The sequence below is a fragment of the Verticiella alkaliphila genome, from assembly GCF_018904615.1.
Classification (GTDB): domain Bacteria; phylum Pseudomonadota; class Gammaproteobacteria; order Burkholderiales; family Burkholderiaceae_B; genus Verticiella; species Verticiella alkaliphila.
The window spans coordinates 1-18,466 of the sequence record NZ_JADCNH010000032.1 but is presented as its reverse complement, the minus strand read 5'-3'; the positions used below and the strand labels follow the sequence as shown (position 1 = coordinate 18,466).

Here is an 18,466-nt window from a genome sequence, read left to right as displayed (position 1 = left end):
CGCTGCCTGCCCCCACTGTCCTTTTGCCTGAGAGATTCACCGGATCGGCCTTCGGCCCGGCTTGCCCCTTCGGCGGCCGCATACCCTTCAGGGCCCGGCGCTCTCCAGTTGTCTTCGGTGACCAGTACGGGGACCTGAGCGTTCTGAGGGGTACGCCTTCGGTAGTGCGGCATCGCGCCGCAGCTTCTCCTGGTTATGCCCAACATAGCACGCAGCCCGGCGCGCGTCGATACCGCAGGCCCGTGTGCCCGGCGAGCTATCATCGTGGCCTCGTCCGTCCGGCCGGCGCCGTGCCGGACCGAATCGCAACCGGAGGGTGCCGACATGGCCGACCTGTATCGCGGCATGGACCGCGAGACCCTGGATCTCGCCTACAACAACAGCCGGGCCGTGCCCCAGGTGGAGACGCTGATCGCGAGCATGCTCTCGCGCAGCGAGCACGCCTACGCCAACTTCACGCACGAGCGCGACCTTGCCTACGGCGACGGTGCGCGTCAGCGCTATGACTGGTTTCCCGGCGTCACGCCGGACGCACCGGTGCTCGTCTTCATCCACGGCGGGTACTGGCAGAGCCGCTGCAAAGAGGACTTCGCCTTCGTGGTCGAAGGCCCGCTGGCCGCAGGCTTTCAAGTGGTGCTCGCCGAGTACACACTGGCGCCCGAGGCCAGCATGACGCGCATCGTGGCCGAGATCGGGGCCTTGCTGGACCAGCTGGCACGCGACGGCGATGGTCTGGGCATCGGCGAGGCGCCGCTCGTCTTGTCCGGCCATTCCGCGGGCGGGCATCTCGCCGCCGTGCATCGTTCGCATCCGCGTGTCACGCACGCGCTGCCCATCAGCGGGCTCATGGATCTCGAGCCGATCCGGCTCGGCACGCTCAATGACCCGCTGGACCTGAGCGCGGGTGAGGTCGAGCATTTCAGTCCGCAACGCCGGATCGGGCCGGGCGTGCCGATGGTGGTGGCTGTGGGGGGCGCCGAGCTTGCCGAGCTCGTGCGCCACTCGCACGACTACGCGCTCGCGTGCCAGGCCGCCGGCGAAGCCGCAGAGTACCTGGCGGTGCCGGGGCGCAATCACTTCGACGTGCTCGACGAACTTGCTGCACCCGACGGCGCACTCGTGGCGGCTGCGCGCCGGCTGCTGGCGGGCGCGGCGCGCTGAGCCGGGGCCAAGCCCCGGCGGGTGATCACTGCGGCTGAATGCCGGCCTTGTCGATCACCGTCTTCCAACGGGCATGTTCCGTGGCGCGGAAGCGGTCGAACTCGGCCGGGGTGTTGCCCACGATCTCAAAGCCCAGTTCGAGCAGCTTGGGTGCCACGCCGGGGTCGCGCAGCGCCGCGGCGACCGCCTGCTGCAGACGGTCGCGGATATCCGCCGGCACGCCGTGCGGCAACGCAAACGCCTGCCAGGACGTCACGGTCACGTCCGGATAGCCGAGTTCGGCCATGGTGGGCACCTCGGGCAGCAGCGGCGAGCGCTTGGCGCTGGTCACCGCCAGGGCGCGCAGCTTGCCCCCCTTCACGTTGGCGAGCACGGTATTGATGTTGGCAAAGCTCGCATCGACCTGGCCGCCGAGGAGATCCACCATGGCGGGCGCACCCCCCTTGTACGGGACGTGGTTGGCCTGCGTGCCCGTGGCCTGCCAGAAGACTTCCGCGGTCAGGTGATCCGACGTGCCGGTGCCTGCCGAGGCGAAGCTCATCTTGCCCGGGTGCGCCTTCAGGTTGGCCACGACGTCGTCGACCGTCTTGTAGGGGGAGCCTGCGGGCACGACGAGCAGGTTGGGCGCCTGCACGGCCACGGTCACGGTGTCGAAATCCTTGAGCGGGTCGTAGCCCGGATCCTTGGTGAGGTGCAGGCCGATGACGAAGGGCCCGAGCGAGGACACGAAGACGGTGTAGCCGTCAGGTGCCGCGCGTCGTGCCGCCTGGGCGCCGACCAGACCGCCCGCCCCGGCGCGATTCTCGACGACGAACGTGGCGCCAAACGTTTCCTGCAGCTTGGCGCCGACGGTGCGCGCGATGAGGTCTGTCGAGCCGCCCGGCGGGAAGGGTACGAGCAGCGTCACCGGTTTGTTGGGCCAATCCTGGGCGTGGGTGGCGCCGGCTGCCAGCATGAGCGCCGCGCAGGCGAAGAGCTTCTTCATGGGGGTGTCTCCTGGTGTCGTTGTATCAACCGCCTCTTGATGGGCGGCCGTGGGTTACGGGCGCTTGCCCGCTTCGGCCGTGGCCTGAGTCCAGGCGCGCGCTGATCACTCAGCGAGAGCCCCAGGCCGGGCCGGGTCGGCACCAGCATGCGGCCATCGCGGATCTCCAGGCGCTCGTTGAACAGCGGCTCCAGCCAATCGAAATGTTCCACCCAGGGGTCCGCGCCGGGGTAGGCGGCGGCCAGGTGCACGTGCAATTCCATGGCAAAGTGCGGGGCGATGGCAAGCCCTGCCTGTTCGGCCAGGCTTGCAATGCGCAGGAAGGGCGTGATGCCGCCCACGCGCGGCGCATCGGGCATGAGCGTGTCGGCGGCCCGATGGCGCACGAGGTCGGCGTGCTCGGTCACGCTCGTGAGCATCTCGCCCGTGGCGATCGGCGTGTCGAAGCTCGCGGCGAGCGCGGCGTGGCCTTCGTGGTCGTACGCGTCGAGCGGCTCTTCGATCCAGACGAGGCCGAACGCCTCGAAGATGCGGCACATGCGCTGGGCCGTGGGCCGATCCCATTGCTGATTGGCATCGACCATCAGCGGTGCGTCCTCGCCCAGCGCTTCGCGCACGGCCTGCACGCGGCGGATGTCTTCGCGAGTGTTCGGCTGGCCGACCTTGAGCTTGATGCCGCCGATGCCGCGTGCGCGCGAGGCCTTGGCGTTCTCGACCAGCTGGGGCAGGGGGGTGTGCAGAAAGCCGCCCGAGGTGTTGTAGCAAGGCACGGAATCCCGGTAGCTGCCCAGGAGCTTGGCCAGCGGCAGGCCCGCGCGGCGGGCCTTCAGGTCGTACAACGCCACGTCGAAGGCGGCGAGCGCCTGCACGGCAAGCCCGCTGCGGCCTACCGACGCGCCGGCCCAGCACAGCCGGGTCCACAGCCGGCCGATGTCGCTCGCATCCTCGCCGATCAGCACCGGGGCTATCTCCTGGGCGTGCGCAAACTGCCCCGGGCCGCCGGCACGCTTGGCGTAACTCAGGCCGAGGCCGCGATGGCCGTCATCGGTCTCGATCTCCACGAACAGCATGGCGACCTCGGTCATGGGCTTCTGGCGGCCGGTCAGCACCTTGGCGTCACTGATCGGATTGGCCAGCGGCAGCGTGCAGGCCGAGGTGCGGATCCACGCGATGCGCGAGGCAGGAATCGGAGTATCGATGGATAACGTTGTCATTTTAGGTCGTGAAGGGTAAGGATGCGATCGTCGAGAAGGCAGGTGAACGCTGGGCTGGCGCCGTGCCTCGATAGCGAGTCCGTCAGGCTCACCTGATAACGCGGCCGGCCTGCGTACGGATGCCGATGCCGTATATCGGCTCCAATGCCAACGCCCGACGTCAACCTACAAGTTAGGATAACGTTGTCCATTTCGGACTGCAAGCTGCATTTCGCGTATGCTGCCCGCCATGTCGACCGCCAAGCCGTCCGCCACCTCCGCGACATCGCCCACTCTGCATGACGTCGCGCGGGCCGCCGGCGTCTCCCTGATCACGGCCTCGCGTGCGCTGGGCAACCCTGGCCGCGTCTCGGACGCCACCCGCATGCGCGTGGAGGAAGCCGCGCGCCTCACGGGCTACATCCCCAATCTCATCGCGGGCGGCCTGAAGTCCCGCCGCAGCCTGACGATCGCCGCGCTGGTGCCGGGTATCTCCGTGGCGCAGTTCCTGCCCACCGTGCAGGCGCTCACCACCGACCTGGATCGTGCGGGCTATCAGTTGATCCTGGGGCAGACGGGCTACGACCGCGGCCGCGAGGCGGCCCTGCTGCAGACGATGGCGGGGCGGCGGGTCGATGGCATCGTCGCGGCGGGGCTGCTCTCGCAGGGTGACACGACCGAGCGCTTGCGGCGCGCCGGCATCCCGGTGGTGGAGACCTGGGAGTTGAGCGACCGTCCCTTGGACATGGCGGTCGGGTTCTCGCACCTGAAGGTCGGCAGCGCCGTGGCGGGCTACTTCCTCGCCAAGGGTTGGCAGCGGGTGGGGCTGGCCTCGGGGGATGATCGCCGGGCGGCGGTGCGGCGCGAGGGGTTCCTGTCGGTGATCGGGCGCGACGTGCCCACGGCCATCGTGCCGGCGCCCAGCAGCGTGGCGCTGGGCCGGCAGGCCTGTGCGCGCCTGCTCGAGCAGGATCCGCAGTTGCGCGCGGTCTTCTGCAGCGCGGATGCGCTCGCCGAAGGCGTGATGATCGAGGCGCGCGCGCGCGGCCTGCGCGTGCCGGAGGATCTGGCGATCTGTGGTTTCGGCGACGCGGACTTCGCCGCGCACCTGCTGCCGTCACTCACCACGGTGCGCGTGGACGGCGCGGCCATCGGTCACCATGCCGCCCGGCTGATCCTGGCGCGCTGTCGCGGCGAGGGGGTCGAGACGCCGGTGATCGACGTCGGATTCGCTGTCGTGGAGCGCGCCTCGACGGCTGGCAGCTGAGCGGCAGCGGGGCGCACCCGCTGCCCGCGCAGTGAGGCGCAAGCCGGCTTGCGCCCTGGACGCAGGCCGGGCCGTCGAACGCGCTACCCGATCGAGTCGAGCCCCTGCTGCACTTGTTCGGCGGCGCGCAGCACCGCGCGAGCCTTGGCTTCCGTCTCCAGCCATTCCTTTTCCGGATCCGAATCGGCCACCACGCCGGCAGCGGCCTGCACGTACAGGGTGCCGTTCTTGATGAGACCGGTGCGGATCGCGATGGCCAGGTCCATCTCGCCACCGTAGCTGAGATAGCCGGCCGCGCCGCCGTAGATGCCACGGCGCACGGGCTCGAGCTCGTCGATCAGCTCCATCGCGCGCACCTTGGGCGCGCCGGTGAGCGTGCCTGCCGGAAACGTGGCGCGCAGCACGTCCATGCTGTCCAGCCCACGCTTCAAGAGGCCGTGCACGTTGGACACCAGGTGCATGACGTGGGAATAGCGCTCGATCGCCATCTTGTCGGTGAGCTCCACCGTGCCCGTCTCGGCGATGCGACCCACGTCGTTGCGGGCCAGATCGATGAGCATCACGTGTTCGGCGATCTCCTTCTCATCGGCCTGGAGCTCGGCGGCGAGCTCGGCATCGCGCTCGGGGGTGTTGCCGCGCGGGCGCGTGCCGGCCAGGGGCCGGATGGTGACCCGCGAACGCGCCTCGCCCTGGTGCTCGACGCTCTCCTGGCGCACCAGGATCTCCGGCGACGAGCCCACGACGTGGAAGTCACCGAAATTCCAGAAGTACATGTAGGGCGACGGGTTCAGCGAGCGCAAAGCGCGGTACAGCGAGAGCGGAGAATCGCGGAACGGCTTGGCGATGACCTGGCCCACCTGCACCTGCATCAGATCGCCCGCTGCGATGTATTCCTTCGCGCGCAGCACGGCGTCGAGGTAATCGGCCTTCTTGAAGTCGCGCCGGGCCTCGGTCTGCAGGCTGGACTGGCTGTAGGGTAGCTCCACGGGCTTGCGCAATTGCTGGCGCAGCTCGGCCAGGCGCTGCTTGGCGCGGCTGTAGGCCTCGGGCTCGGTCGGATCGGCGTAGACGATCAGGTAGAGACGGCTGGCGAGGTTGTCCACAATGGCCAGTTCGTCCGTCTGCATGAGCATGATGTCCGGCGTCGTGCCGCCCATGCCGGCGGGATCGGGTTTGCGGCATGGGCCCAGGCGCGGTTCGATGTGGCGCACGGCTTCATAGCCGAAGTAACCCGCCAAGCCGCCCACGAAGCGCGGCATGCCTGGGCGCAGGGCGACCTTGAAGCGACGGTGGAACTCGGCGATGAAGGCGAGCGGATCCCCCTCATGCGTCTCGACGACCTTCTCGTCGCGCAGCACCTCGGTGCGATTGCCCTGCGAGCGCACCACCGTGCGCGCGGGCAGCCCGATGAAGGAATAGCGGCCGAAACGTTCGCCGTTGACGACGGATTCCATGAGGCTGCTCATGCGGCCGCCGCGCGGTCCGGCGTGCGCGAGCTTCAGGTACAGGCCAAGCGGCGTGTCCAGATCGGCATAGGTCTCGGCCACCAGCGGGATGCGGTTGTAGCCCTGCGCGGCGAGCGCCTTGAATTCGAGTTCGGTCATGCAGTGCCTCCGAGGCGTGAGCCACCCGGAGCCCCTGGCACCGCAGGTCGGCAGCACGCCGCACCTGGGAGCCAGGCGCGGGTGGAAGGATTCTGGAATTGGATCGTCAAGCGAGGTTGCGCGGCAGTCGGACTGCGCACAACCGGGGAAGAATCACCACCACCCGGCCGGCGAGCGCCACCAGCGCCAGGTGCCTTGGGCACGGGCGGCAGCGACAACGCGGCGGGTGGAAACGGCGACCATCTCGATGGGAAGCGGAGAGGAAAATTGTGACGGCACTATACCATTGCGCCCCGCGGGGTGGGCGGTGCGAGCGCCATTTGCTACAGTCGGGCCCCGTGGTGCGGCACGTCGCTTGCCTGCGCCCTCGCGCGCCGCGCTGTCGCGCATGCGCTCCCCCCGCCCCCTCGGAGTCCTTCCTTGATCGACCAGTTCATGACGCAGGTGGCTGCGTTCATCGAGACCAACCATGCCTGGGCCGGCCCCTTGCTCGCCCTCGTCACCTTTGGCGAGTCGCTGGCCTTCGTCGGCTTTCTGATCCCCGCGACCGCGCTGCTGCTGGTGGCCGGTACGCTGCTGGGCTCGGGTGTGCTGGCGCCTGCCCCCATCCTTGCCTGGCTGATCGGCGGTGCCATCCTGGGCGACGCCGTGTCGTACTGGATCGGCCGCTGGGCGGGCCCGTCGCTGGTGCACCGCTGGCCGCTGAATCGGCATCGCCGAGGCGTGGCCCGTGCCCGCCTTTTCTTCATGAAGTATGGCTTTGCGTCCATCTTTCTCGGGCGCTTCCTCGGGCCCATCCGCTCCACCATTCCCTTGGTGGCAGGCATGATGCGCATGCGCGAGCGCCCGTTCCAGCTCGCCAACGCGACGTCGGCCGTCATCTGGGTGATTGCCCTGCTGGCACCGGGCTACCTGGTGGCACGCGGCTCGGCCGCGGCCGGCCTCGATCAGGCCGAGCAGATCATGGCGGTGGGCGTCATGATCGTCGTCCTGACCATCATTGGCGTGTTCCTGGGCGGCAAGCTGCTGCACGCTGGGGTCAAGAACAAGGGCGACAAGCGCCCGCGCTCCTGACCCGCTACGCGTTTCAGGGCAGCAGGCGCGCGTCGATGCGCCCAGCGGCCTGAGTACCGTAGCTGCGCTCGGCGTCCGCCGGCAACAGCAGTCGCGCGGCAACGAGCGCATCTGCCGCCTCGCGTAGCGCATGGGCGTAGGCGGCGCGGTCGGCATAACGCTGGGCGAGCGCAGGCCGCGTGTCCCCGGAAACGCGGGTGGTCTCGTCACGGGTCAGCGGGATGGCGGCCCCCATGGCGGGGCATGCCTCACCGGCGCCAAACCCCGCTGCTCGCGGATTCCAGCCCGTGTAGCTCGCCAGGGGCACGGTCACCTCCGGCGTGCGGATGCCGGCTGTCTCATTCCCCGTCTCGTCCAGGCTGGGTACCAGCACCGTGTAGGGCCGCGCGCGATCGACGCGAGGCACCGCCTGCGCGTAGTCTGTCGGCAAGAGGGTGTTGAGCAGGGGGGCGAGCGATCTCGGCAGGGCCAGCGTCGCCTCGCCACCACGCACCGGGATCGTGATAGTGGCCGGCAGCCGAGCGTCCCAGCCAAGGGCGTCGGGGGCGGCAAGCTCGCCCGCGTCCACCCGGGGGTAGCGGGACGGCGGGGGAGGCGTGCCTTGCCGAGTCCAATCGATCAGCGCCGACAGCAGGGCCCGGGCCGTCGGCGCGATCGGAACTGGATTCACCGGAAGGGCGCAAGCCTGGCCGGGTTCGGGGGCCGCAGGCAGCCCGTCCGCCAGCCCAGGCCCGCCATTGTGCTGCGTGCCCGCCACGGTGTAATAGCGCACGTCATCGGGCAGCATGATGTCGCGACCCTGGCCGTCCGTGGTGATCAGACTGGCACGCCCGCCCCACCATTCGTAGCTGCCGTCCAGCTGCAGGATGCGCGGGCACGTCTGTGTGCTGCGGCAAGCGGTCATCAGGCTGTCGCGCCGGCCGGATGCCGGATCTGTCAGCTCCGCATACGAGAAAGGAAACTGGTCGCCGGGCATCCAGTGGTCTTCGTGCTGGCGCGACCAACGTCCGGGTTGGGCGAAGCGGGTGTTGACCCAGGTGCGGCGTGCGCCGGGGATCATCGCCAGCATGCCGTCGAAGACACGGTCGTTCGCCAGCGACTGGTTGAAGCCCTGGTACAGGAAGTCGCGCAGGACACGGCCGGATTGCGAGAGCCCTGTGGCGAGCCCGGTGTCGAAGAAGGCCTGCGGATCTGCACAGGTGCGGCCCGTGTCGCAGGCCGTGCGGAAGTCCGCCAGCGGGTTGACCTGGCCGGCAGCATCCTGCGGGCTGTGGCGCAAGAAGCTCATCACGTCCCGGATCGCCGCAAAGCCCAGCCCCATCAGCTTGGGATCGCGCGCGGTGTAGACGAAGCTGTAGATGGTGCCGGCGTCCGGGGCCGCGCTGCCGCCCTCGGGCAGGGGAACGGCGGCCGGGGGCGTGAAGCTCACGCTGGCCGGCGTGTCGTAACGCCAATCGGTGACGGGGGCGGCAGGCGCGTCGGGCACCAGGCGTCCCTGCGCATCACGCCACGTTTGCCGGGCCGTGAAGACCACGGCATCGCGCGCGCCCGGATCGGCGGCGGGATAGGACAGGGCGAAGCGGTAGGCGCCGGGGGCGGTGGCGACGTACTCCTCGCGGCTGGCGCCGGTGACGGGGGTGCCGTCGGCCTGGACGGCCACGGGAAACGCGGTGCCCAGTGCGAAGCCTTTGCTGGCCGCATGGAGTGGCACGTCCCCTTGCCAGCCGCTCCAGACCAGCGTGTGGCCGTGCTGCAGGATCGAGGGAAAGTCCTGCGCGGGGCCCGCGGCGCCCGTGACGTCGGCGACCCCCGCGAAGAGACCCGCTGCCACCGGTCGACCACGATTGACCACGTCATAGATCACGACGCGCGAGGCATGCCGGCCGTCCTTGGGCCGCAGGATGGCAATGTCGGTCTGGTAGCGGACGAGGCCGTCGGCATCGCGCGGGGCAAGCGCAAGATCGACGATGCCGGCATTGGCAGGCGCGGCCGGATCGATGCGCGCGGTCATGACGCCCTGCAGCAGCACGTAGGGCCCGGCCGCACCGGGCGGGATCGCCCCGTCGAAGGCATCGCGGACCTCGCGGATGTCGATCGTGTCGATGCCCGCCGCGTTCGCCTGCGCAAGCGGGAACGCGAGCGCCGTGCCCACGGCAGCGGCAAGCGCGCAAAGTGTCGTCGTTCGTCTGGTTGGGGTCATCGCAGGCCTGGGCGCAGTTTGCTGCGGGGCATTATTCGCGAGGTCCCGTAGCGTTGCCAGTGGGGAAAGCCCCGTGCCCTCGTGCGCCAGGGCACGGACACGCGGCGAGCCGATCCGGGGGCCCCCCATGACCGCCCATGCCTGCGCCGTGTCGTGTCGTTGCAACTGCGGGTGTGAAATTCTCTCTGATTGTTTCTTAGCTGGCACAATGGCAGGCATTGCCTTGCCCGGGCCATCCTGCATTCGAAGCCGCCATGTATTCACCGATCTCCCGGAGCGCAGCGTCGTGCGCGCTGCCTGTGACACTGCCGTTCGCCCCGACGGTGATGACGTGTGCCCTGGCTGCCGTCTTCCTGCCTGGCGTGCTGATGGCGGCGGAGCAGACGGTCGTCTCGGGCCAGATCGTCTCCGAGCTCCGGCTGCGTGAAGTCGGCCGCGACGGCCAGAACGCGGATTGGGTCCCGATCGGCAGCAACGACGAATCCACGGCGGGCGCACCGGGGGGCGATGTGACTGCCACCAACCACGGCACCATCACGACGTCGCGCCCCACGCTGCGAGAAGCGGTGTTGTTGCGGTCTCAAGGGGGCGCGGGCGGCAAGGGGGACGGTCTGCTGTCGGCCTCTCGCGGTGGCGACGCCGGGCGCGTGCGCATGAGCAACGACGGCACCATTCGCGAAGAGCTTCCCGTCACCGGCAGCGCCGGGCCAACGAGCCTGATCCGCCTGTCGTCGCGCGGTGGCGACGGCGGCAGCGCGCAGCTGAGTCCGTTCAGCAATGGCCGACTGCCGCCTGCCACGGGCGGCAAGGGTGGCGAGGTGAGCTTTTCCACGTCCACGTCGATCCAGGCAACCTCGGCGACGAGCGTGATCGAGGTGGAGAGCCGTGGCGGCAATAGTGGTGGCGGGGGCTACACCTCGATCGGACAGACCCGGCCGGCGCGGGCGTCGCAGGTGCAGGCGGGGACGCGCATATCCAGGTTGGCGCCCAGGCCACCATTCTTGTGAGCACCCCGGGCACGAGCTCGACGCCGGTCAGCGCGCTGCGCGCGCTCTCGCAAGGCGGCGATGGCGGGCCGGGAGGCAGCACCAACGGGTTCTCGACCTTCGCCACGTACGGTAATCACGGGGGCACTGCCGCGACGGCTGGCGTCACGCTCGACGGCAAGATCGAGGTCCGCGGGGCCAACGCGCTTGGCGTCGTGGTGTCTTCGCGCGGGGGCGATGGTGGCGCGGGGGGCGACGACGCAGGGGTGCTCAATGCCAACCCGGGCCTGGGCGGGCAGGGCGGCGCGAGCGGGACGGCATTCCTCAGCGTGCGCGCAGGCGGTGGCGTGAGCACGGTGGGGACGGACGCGCCCGCGGTATTTGTGGAATCACATGGGGGCGACGGCGGCAACGCCGGGCGTGCAACCGCCTTTGGCTCCGTCACCAAGGTGGGGACCAGCGGCGGGCGTGGCGGCAGCGTGTCGGACGTCGGTGCCGACGCCTCGGTGCGTTTCGACAATGCCGGCACGATCAGCACCCTGGGCGATCGTGCCGTGGCCGTCACCCTGCAGAGCGTGGGCGGGCACGGTGGCAACGGCACACCGGACGGCGGCTCGACCGCCTCGGGTGGCCAGGGCGGCAGCGGCGGGCGGATCAGCGGCACGAACACGGGTGTGATCACGACTGAAGGCGCGTCGGCTTTTGGCGTGTTCGCGCAATCTGTCGGTGGCACGGGTGGCGTGGGTGGCAACGGCAACTTTCTCAACTTCGGTGGTGCTTCGGGCGGCAACGCAGGCGCCGGTGGCCAGGTGGACCTGGTCAACAGCGGCACCATCGAGACGCGCGGTCAGGGCGCGGCTGCGCTAGTCGCGCAAAGCGTGGGCGGCGGCGCGCCGCTGGCCGCACTGCAGGTAGCCACGTTGACCGCGCGGCCCGTGGGCGGCGGCGCGGGTGGCAACAGCTCCTGGGGCTTTTTCGCCGCCGTGGGCGGGGCAGGCGGCTCCGGTGGGCATGGCGGCGCCGTGAACGTGACGGCGGGCGGCACGCTCTCAACCTACGAGAAGGATGCCTACGGCGTCGTGGCGCAAAGCATCGGCGGTGGTGGCGGTGTGGCCGGGACGGCCAAGTCTGGCGCGCTGGGTTTTGCCGTGGCCGTGGGCGGCAACGGCGGCAAAGGGGGTAATGGCGGCGCCGTCACCCTGGCGCGCAGCACCGCCGCAGGCAGTGTCACGACCCGCGGCAACAACGCCACTGCGCTGTTCGCGCAAAGCGTGGGGGGCTCTGGGGGCGCCGCAGGCAGCGCCTCCGCGTCCTCGCTCGGGGCCATCACCAGCTGGTCCATGGCCATTGGCGGCGCGGGCGGCGACGGCGGTCACGGCGGCGCGGTCCAGGTGAACAACGTGTCCGCGCTCGACACGCGCGGCAACAGTGCCCTCGGCATTCTCGCGCAGAGCATTGGCGGCGGCGGCGGCGTGGGCGGCGCGGCAGATTCCTCCACCACCGTGATCTCCCCGCCCTCGCAGCCTTCCATCGGTCTGACGTATGCGTTGGGCGGCAATGGCGGCGCCGGTGGCGACGGACGCAAGGTGGACGTGGACAACCACGCCAGCATTCAGACACGCGGCACGCAATCGCACGGCATCAAGGCGCTGAGCGTAGGCGGTGGCGGCGGCGTGGCGGGTGCCGCCAATGCGGTGACCAACCTGCTGGGTGCCAAACTGAACATCGGCATGAGCTACGCCCTGGGTGGCGCGGGCCAGTCCGGTGGGTCAGGCGGCGACGTGGCCGTGCGCAACGAGGGCGCGGTGCTGACGGAAGGACAGTTCAGCTATGGCCTTGCCGCGGCGAGCATTGGCGGTGGGGGTGGCTCGGGCGGTCCGGGCATCGCGCGCACGGCCGTGGGCATCCAGCAGAACAAGCAGCTCGACGCGATTGTCCAGACATTCTCGATGGCCGACTCCGTCACGGCAGACATCAGCGTGGGCGGCAGCGCCGCCAAGGGCGGCCATGGCGGGGCCGTGCGCATCGACACGCGAGCCTCCGTGACGACGCGTGGCGCCAACGCCACGGCGGTCTTCGCCCAGAGCGTGGGCGGCGGCGGCGGCAACGCCGGGGGCTATCAGGGCGGTGGCAGCGGCACGCTGTCGGCCAATCTCAATCTGGGGGGCACGGGCGGCGCCGGCGGCAACGGCGGCGAGGTGAACGTCACCACGGCGAGCGGCATCGCCGTGAGCACGCGCAACGCGGGCTCGCATGCCGTACTGGCCCAGAGCGTGGGCGGCGGTGGCGGCACGGGCGGGGGCTTCACGGGGGCGCAATCGGGCTCGCTGCAGTATTCGGCCGACACGCACGTGCGCATCGTGAAGGAACTGAGCAAGTTCTACAAGATGTCGCCAGAGATCAAGAAGCAGCTCGACAGCAATGCGGGGTTCAAGGAGACCATGGATGCTGTCGCGCAGTATCTGAAGGGTTTCAACGCCGACATCATCGACGGCAAGAAGATGGACGTTCAGGAGCGCCTGAAGGCGGCTGAGTTCTACCTCAATCTGCAGGCCACGCAACTGCTGCTGAAGAAGCAGATCGAAGAGATCAACAAAGGCCTGAAAGCCGGTCAGGTGTCCGTGCCGAACGGACAGCTCGCCGGCACGTGGGGCGGCACGGGCGGTGGCGGCGGCACGGGCGGCGTCGTCCGGATCACCAACGCCGCCGACGTGCTCACCCAGGGTGATCACGCGCACGCACTGCTCGCGCAATCGATCGGTGGCGGCGGGGGCAGTGGCGGGTCGGCCTATGCCAATGGCACCAGCAAGGTCAACCTCACGTATGCCATGGGTGGCCGGGGCAACGAAGGCGGTGCCGGAGGCAACGTCACCGTGGGTAACACCGCCAGTATTCGCACCCGGGGTGAGCTCTCCAGCGGCATCTTCGCGCAGAGTGTGGGCGGCGGTGGTGGCCTGGGCGGTGGCTCGGCCAACGCCGACAGCATCTCGGTGTCGGCCAATGCGTCGCTGGGCGGCAATAGCGGCAAGAGCTCGCCGGGCGGCGTCGTGACCGTCAATCAGGGCGGCAGCATCCTGACAGAAGGCGGGCAGTCGCACGCCGTGTTCGCGCAGAGCGTGGGCGGCGGCGGCGGGGTGTTCTACGTCAATCAGGCAGCCCCCCTCCAGCCGGAACGCTTCGCCGTCGACATGACCGATGCGGACAAGGCGGCCGAGGCGGCAGCCACGAAGGAGCTCACCAAGCTCTTCACGGCACTGGGGATGCCGGATGCCGGGTCAGCGCAGTTCGACAACAACGCCACCATCCTGCCCGCCCCGTCGGTCGACCTCAAATTTGGTGGCCGGGGCGCGCCGGCGGTGCCGGAGGGGCCGTCAATGTGTTCAACGACCAGCGCGTGGAAACGCAGGGAAGGACGGCTTTCGGCATCTTCGCGCAATCGATTGGCGGCGGCGGTGGCGCCGGCGGCAGCACGGGCGATTCGCGGTATGCCAAAGTTGCCATCGGCATGGGCGGCTTTGGCGGCGCCGCAGGCGACGGCGGCGCCGTCAACGTGACCCTGGGCAATGGATCCACGGTGCAGACGCACGGCGCAGGCTCGGTCGGCATTCTCGCCCAGTCTATCGGCGGGGGCGGAGGCTACTCGGGCAGTTGGGATGCAGCCGTGCTGGCCGGCAGCTCGGAGCGGCCCGCCTATGTCTTCGAGAATGCCATGTCAGGCAGCAGCGGCAACGGCGGCGCGGTGACCGTGGCCATGCGCCCAGGGGCGACGGCCTCGATCCGTACCCGCGGCGAACGCGCGCACGGCATCGTCGCGCAAAGCCTGGGTGGCGGGGGTGGGCTGGCCGCCGATGCCCATGGCTTGCTGCTGCCGGTCGCCGAATCCGGCGGCACCTCGCGTACCCAGGCCAAGGGCCAGGGTGGTGCCATCACGATCACCACCCAGGGCAGCATCGTGGCTGATGGCGTGGACGCACATGGCATCTTTGCCCAGAGTGGTGTGCAGACGACTTCCGGCGCACTGGATGGCACCCGCGAGGGCAGAGACATCACCATTCGGCACACGGGGGAACTGAAGGGCGGTTCCGGCACGGGCGCCGCAGTCGTCGTGGAAGGCGGCGCGAACAACCACGTCACGTTCGAAGCCGGCTCGGTGGTGAGCGCCTTGTCGGGCACGGCCGTGCGAGGCTCCTTTGCGCGGGAGACGATCGACAATGCCGGCACGCTCACCGGCAGACTCGATCTGGTTGGTGCCAGCGGTGAGGACATCAACACCGTCAACAACCTGTCTGGCGGCCGCCTCAACCTGACTGGCGCACGGCTCGGTCGCCAGGGCTGGCTCAACAACGCCGGCACCCTCGCCATCGGTGAGTCAGGCCAGATCGCCAACGTCCGCCTGGAGGGCTCGTTGTGGCATCAGCAGGATGCGACGCTGCTGGTGGACATCTCGCCCGACGCCGGCGTGGGCCAGCCCACCAGTGATCGCCTGACGGTGACGGGCGACACCCGGTTCCAGGGCCATGTCCAGCCGGCGCTCATCACGGCGCTTCTGCCCGGGCGCTATACCTTCCTCGAGTCCACCGGCGCCCTGGACGCCCAGGGGGCGGACGCCATCCGGACGTGGCCGCGTCACGTGCCGATCGCCTGGTCCATCGAGCAGCGCGAGCGCGCGCTCACGCTCGTGCCGACCGCCCATTTCGCCACGCCCGAGGGTGTCACGCTGACGGAAAACCAGCGCGCCACGGCCGAGCACCTGCAGCAGGCCTGGGACCAGGGCGCCGCAGCACAGGCGAGCACCTTCGCCGCTTTCGTGCAGACGCCCTCGGCTGAGGCCTACGCCGACAGCCTGGACAGCATGAGTCCGGAGAACACGCAGGCCACCGCCGTGGCGCGTCTGCAGGCAAGCCGTGCCGCGCTCAAGTCCGTCATGAGCTGCCCGGCCTTCGTGGGCAGCGGCACCGCCTGGCGCGAAGGCGACTGCGTTTGGGGCCAGGCCAACGTGAGCCGGACCAACCAGCAGGAGACCAACGCCATCCAGGGCTATCGCCAGGATGCGGCCGTGTATCGCGTCGGCGTGCAGCGCGAAGTGCGTCCCGACTGGTTCGTGGGGGTGTCGGCAGCCTATACGGATTCCCGCCTCGACGGTCTCGATGGTCTGTCACGCTCGCGGGGCGACAGTGCGGACGTGGCCGTGGCGCTCAAGCGTCAATACGGCAACTGGCTCTTTGCGGGTTCGCTGGCGGTGGGGCAGGGCTGGTTCGACAATCGCCGCACGATCCAGCTGGGTGACCAGACGCGCCAGGCGCTGAGCGACACGCGCGTCTCCACGCTTGGCACGCGTCTGCGCGCGGCCTACCAGTTTGCCGGCCCGCGTGCCTACGTGCGTCCGCAACTGGATCTGGACATCATCCACACCCGCAAGCCCGGCTACACCGAATCGGGCGCGGGCAGCCTGGACCTGGAGGTGTCGGGCCTGAGCGACACGACGGTGGCCCTGCGCCCGAACGTGGAGTTCGGCGCGCGCCTGGATCTCGCCTCGGGCGGCTGGCTGCGTCCGTACGGCTCGTTGGGCGTCACCGTGCTGTCGGACGACACCCTGTCGGGTCAGGCCAACCTGCGCGGCCTGGACGGCGTGGTGGCGGACTTCCGCACCACCTCGCACATGACGCGCGTGCTGGGCGATGCTGGGGTGGGCGTGCATCTGATGACGATCAACGGCTACGAGGTCACTGCCGAGTACCAGGCGCAGTTCGGCCGGCACTTCGTGTCGCATCAGGGCAGCGCGCGGTTCGCCAAGCGCTTTTGAGGTAGCGCGTGCCCCAAAGTCGTGGCGCGGGCGGGCATGGCTGCCCGCCCGCGCGTCGGCGTCAGGAAGCGCGCTCGCGCATCCAGGCGACAGCCGCCATCACGTCCGGCACGATGCCGTCCGCATCCAGGGTACGCACGTCGCGGCCCTCGTTGTAGCCGTAGGGGACGATGAGCACGGCCGTGCCGGCTGCGCGCGCGGCAAGCGCGTCGTTCACCGAATCGCCGATGACGACCGCGCGCGCCAGATCGGCGTTCAACTGGCGGCAGGCATGCAGCACCGGTTCCGGGTGTGGCTTCTTGTGCGCGCAGGTGTCGCCGCACACGATGGTCTCGAAAAGGCCGCCCAGCCCTGTCTGTGCGAGCAGCGGCAGCGTGAACTCCGTGGGCTTGTTGGTGACGACGCCGAGCGACAGCCCATCGGCCCGCATGGCCTGCAGGCCTTCGAGGACGCCGTCGAAGATGCGCACGCGATCCCCATTGACGATGTGATAGTGGCGCTTGAAGACAGCCAGCGCTTCCTCGATCGGGTGCGCGAGCTGCTCCTCGGGCTCGAGCGAGCCGGCCAGCACGCGCCGCACGAGGTTTTCCATGCCCTTGCCGACGAACGTCGTGATGACATCCTCGCGCAGCGGCGGCATGCCGTATTCCACGCGCATGGCGTTGGCGGCCAGGGCAAGATCCGGGGCGGTGTCGAGAAGAGTGCCATCCAGGTCGAACAGGGCGGCTTCAAACATGAGCGGTCTCGATAGAGTCGGGCAACCTGCGAGCGTACTCCTGCCGGATGACACTGTCGCGCTGCGGCCCGCAGGCGTCAAGATCGCGTGGCGCCCGGACTCTGCCAGACACGACCCCGCGGCGTCGCGCGACAGGGTCGTTGGCGCCACCTCAGGCGCTGGTCGATTCGCCCCGACGGATCTCGTCGCGCAACTGGCGGATCACCTGGGCGTAGTCCGGCTTGCCGAAGATGGCCGAGCCGGCGACAAAGGTGTCGGCGCCCGCCGCGCGGATCTCGGCGATGTTGTCGGTCTTGACGCCGCCGTCCACCTCCAGCAGGATGGGGCGGCCCGTCTCGGCCGTCCAGCGATCGATGCGGGCGCGGGCCTCGCGCAGCTTGGGCAGCGTGGCCGGAATGAAGCTCTGGCCACCGAATCCGGGGTTCACCGACATCAGCAGCACCAGGTCCAGACGATCCATCACGTGATCCATCCAATCCAACGAGGTGGCCGGATTGAACACCAGACCGGCCTGGCAACCGTGGTCGCGGATCAGCTGCAGCGTGCGATCGACGTGGCGGCTCGCTTCCGGGTGGAAGGTGATGCTGTTCGCACCGGCCTTGGCGAACATCGGGATGAGGGCATCGACCGGTTCGACCATCAGGTGCACGTCGATGGGCGCCTGGGTGTGCGGGCGCAGAGCCTCACAGACCATCGGGCCGATGGTGAGGTTGGGAACGTAATGGTTGTCCATGACGTCGAAGTGGATCCAGTCTGCGCCGGCGGCCACGACGTTGCGGACCTCCTCGCCCAGGCGGGCGAAATCCGCGGATAGAATGCTGGGGGCAATGCGCGTGGCGCCGGGCCCGGTGTTCGACATGCTGAATATTCCTTGAAGACGAATGAAACCCTACGATATGTCCGTGACGGTGGTGCCGCGCTATCTGCCGGAGCAGTCCGATCCGGCGCGCAGGCAGTACGTGTTCGCCTACACGATTCGCATCACGAACACGGGGGCCCATCCAGCCCAGCTGATCAGCCGGCACTGGATCATCACCGACGGGGACGAACGCACGGAAGAGGTCCGTGGTCTGGGTGTCGTCGGTCAGCAGCCGCTGCTGCCACCCGGTGAGAGCTTCGAATATACCAGCGGTTGCCCGCTCTCGACCCCCGTCGGTACGATGCGGGGCACCTATCACTGTGTCGGCGAGAACGGCGTGCCGTTTGAAGTCGACATCCCTGAATTCGTGCTGGCCATGCCCCGCACCCTGCATTGACGTGTCCATGAAGCCTGCTTTGCCGCTGTCGCGTGCCGGCTCCGCCGCCTGGCGCGCCGCCGCGCTCGCCGCCGCCGTCCTGGCGGCCGCCTGCACCAATACCCCCAAAGATCACGACGACGCCGACGCGCGCGCCATCCTGGAGCAGGGCGCCACCGGCGTCAGCACCGGGCCGGCCGCACCGCCACCGGTGCTCGATGC

General features: G+C 69.4%; 13 protein-coding genes, 1 pseudogene and 1 riboswitch. Of the genes and pseudogenes, 8 read left to right on the top strand and 6 right to left on the bottom strand.

Annotation, left to right across the window (positions count from 1 at the left end):
• Positions 1 to 5 precede the first annotated feature (5 nt).
• A riboswitch (glycine riboswitch) is annotated at positions 6 to 118 on the bottom strand.
• 206 nt (positions 119 to 324) lie between these two features.
• Complete coding sequence (locus tag IMZ29_RS17175) at positions 325 to 1,161, top strand: alpha/beta hydrolase (protein WP_216186378.1); 837 nt, start codon at positions 325 to 327, stop codon at positions 1,159 to 1,161.
• A 25-nt stretch (positions 1,162 to 1,186) separates the two neighbouring features.
• On the opposite strand, the gene IMZ29_RS17170 is transcribed toward IMZ29_RS17175, so the two are convergent.
• Positions 1,187 to 2,146 carry a Bug family tripartite tricarboxylate transporter substrate binding protein gene (locus tag IMZ29_RS17170; RefSeq protein ID WP_216186376.1) on the bottom strand — a complete coding sequence of 320 codons (960 nt, stop codon included), beginning with the start codon at positions 2,144 to 2,146 and terminating at the stop codon, positions 1,187 to 1,189.
• Between the two features lie 54 nt (positions 2,147 to 2,200).
• Positions 2,201 to 3,360, bottom strand: a pseudogene (locus IMZ29_RS17165) (L-talarate/galactarate dehydratase).
• A gap of 229 nt (positions 3,361 to 3,589) precedes the next feature.
• Here IMZ29_RS17165 and IMZ29_RS17160 point away from each other — a divergent pair.
• The gene (locus IMZ29_RS17160; RefSeq protein ID WP_216186374.1) at positions 3,590 to 4,606 is read left to right on the top strand and encodes a LacI family DNA-binding transcriptional regulator; all 1,017 of its coding nucleotides are present in this window, start codon (positions 3,590 to 3,592) and stop codon (positions 4,604 to 4,606) included.
• A gap of 83 nt (positions 4,607 to 4,689) precedes the next feature.
• On the opposite strand, the gene IMZ29_RS17155 is transcribed toward IMZ29_RS17160, so the two are convergent.
• Positions 4,690 to 6,210 (bottom strand): anthranilate synthase component I family protein, encoded by a 1,521-nt coding sequence (locus IMZ29_RS17155; RefSeq protein ID WP_216186372.1) that lies wholly within the window; start codon positions 6,208 to 6,210, stop codon positions 4,690 to 4,692.
• Positions 6,211 to 6,633: 423 nt separating this feature from the next.
• Here IMZ29_RS17155 and IMZ29_RS17150 point away from each other — a divergent pair, with 423 nt between their 5' ends.
• The gene (locus IMZ29_RS17150; RefSeq protein ID WP_216186421.1) at positions 6,634 to 7,284 is read left to right on the top strand and encodes a DedA family protein; all 651 of its coding nucleotides are present in this window, start codon (positions 6,634 to 6,636) and stop codon (positions 7,282 to 7,284) included.
• Positions 7,285 to 7,297: 13 nt separating this feature from the next.
• Here IMZ29_RS17150 and IMZ29_RS17145 read toward each other — a convergent pair whose 3' ends face one another.
• Positions 7,298 to 9,484, bottom strand: a complete 2,187-nt coding sequence (locus tag IMZ29_RS17145) for an alpha/beta hydrolase domain-containing protein (protein WP_216186370.1) — start codon at positions 9,482 to 9,484, stop codon at positions 7,298 to 7,300.
• Between the two features lie 299 nt (positions 9,485 to 9,783).
• On the opposite strand from IMZ29_RS17145, the gene IMZ29_RS17140 reads away from it, so the two are divergent.
• From IMZ29_RS17140 to IMZ29_RS23380, 3 genes are read left to right on the top strand one after another with little or no spacing between them, the layout of a single operon-like run.
• Positions 9,784 to 10,491: a hypothetical protein gene (locus IMZ29_RS17140; RefSeq protein WP_216186368.1), complete on the top strand. Its 708-nt coding sequence runs from the start codon at positions 9,784 to 9,786 to the stop codon at positions 10,489 to 10,491.
• Positions 10,488 to 14,024: a hypothetical protein gene (locus tag IMZ29_RS22885; RefSeq protein ID WP_253207212.1), complete on the top strand. Its 3,537-nt coding sequence runs from the start codon at positions 10,488 to 10,490 to the stop codon at positions 14,022 to 14,024. The genes IMZ29_RS17140 and IMZ29_RS22885 overlap by 4 nt, the downstream gene beginning before the upstream one ends.
• Entirely contained in the window at positions 13,976 to 16,273 is a 2,298-nt protein-coding gene (locus IMZ29_RS23380) for an autotransporter outer membrane beta-barrel domain-containing protein (RefSeq protein ID WP_371820328.1), read from the top strand. The genes IMZ29_RS22885 and IMZ29_RS23380 overlap by 49 nt, the downstream gene beginning before the upstream one ends.
• Before the next feature lie 61 nt (positions 16,274 to 16,334).
• Here the strand turns inward: IMZ29_RS23380 and IMZ29_RS17130 are convergent, their stop codons facing one another.
• Positions 16,335 to 17,009, bottom strand: a complete 675-nt coding sequence (locus IMZ29_RS17130) for a phosphoglycolate phosphatase (RefSeq protein ID WP_216186364.1) — start codon at positions 17,007 to 17,009, stop codon at positions 16,335 to 16,337.
• Positions 17,010 to 17,160: 151 nt separating this feature from the next.
• The gene (rpe, locus tag IMZ29_RS17125) at positions 17,161 to 17,868 is read right to left on the bottom strand and encodes a ribulose-phosphate 3-epimerase (RefSeq protein WP_216186362.1); all 708 of its coding nucleotides are present in this window, start codon (positions 17,866 to 17,868) and stop codon (positions 17,161 to 17,163) included.
• Between the two features lie 22 nt (positions 17,869 to 17,890).
• Here rpe and apaG point away from each other — a divergent pair, with 22 nt between their 5' ends.
• Together apaG and IMZ29_RS17115 are read left to right on the top strand one after the other, a co-directional pair.
• Positions 17,891 to 18,265 (top strand): Co2+/Mg2+ efflux facilitator ApaG/CorD, encoded by a 375-nt coding sequence (apaG, locus tag IMZ29_RS17120; protein ID WP_216186360.1) that lies wholly within the window; start codon positions 17,891 to 17,893, stop codon positions 18,263 to 18,265.
• A gap of 7 nt (positions 18,266 to 18,272) precedes the next feature.
• A partial coding sequence (locus IMZ29_RS17115) for a hypothetical protein (protein WP_216186358.1) occupies positions 18,273 to 18,466 on the top strand: 194 nt, incomplete at its 3' end.

Excerpts from the sequence above, each read along its gene's own strand:
- apaG (WP_216186360.1), top strand. The coding sequence starts at position 17,891 with ATGAAACCCTACGATATGTCCGTGACGGTGGTGCCGCGCTATCTGCCG.
- IMZ29_RS23380 (WP_371820328.1), top strand. The coding sequence starts at position 13,976 with ATGGGCGGCTTTGGCGGCGCCGCAGGCGACGGCGGCGCCGTCAACGTG.
- IMZ29_RS17130 (WP_216186364.1), bottom strand. The coding sequence starts at position 17,009 with ATGTTTGAAGCCGCCCTGTTCGACCTGGATGGCACTCTTCTCGACACC.
- IMZ29_RS17160 (WP_216186374.1), top strand. The coding sequence starts at position 3,590 with ATGTCGACCGCCAAGCCGTCCGCCACCTCCGCGACATCGCCCACTCTG.
- rpe (WP_216186362.1), bottom strand. The coding sequence starts at position 17,868 with ATGTCGAACACCGGGCCCGGCGCCACGCGCATTGCCCCCAGCATTCTA.
- IMZ29_RS17170 (WP_216186376.1), bottom strand. The coding sequence starts at position 2,146 with ATGAAGAAGCTCTTCGCCTGCGCGGCGCTCATGCTGGCAGCCGGCGCC.
- IMZ29_RS17155 (WP_216186372.1), bottom strand. The coding sequence starts at position 6,210 with ATGACCGAACTCGAATTCAAGGCGCTCGCCGCGCAGGGCTACAACCGC.
- IMZ29_RS17175 (WP_216186378.1), top strand. The coding sequence starts at position 325 with ATGGCCGACCTGTATCGCGGCATGGACCGCGAGACCCTGGATCTCGCC.
- IMZ29_RS17145 (WP_216186370.1), bottom strand. The coding sequence starts at position 9,484 with ATGACCCCAACCAGACGAACGACGACACTTTGCGCGCTTGCCGCTGCC.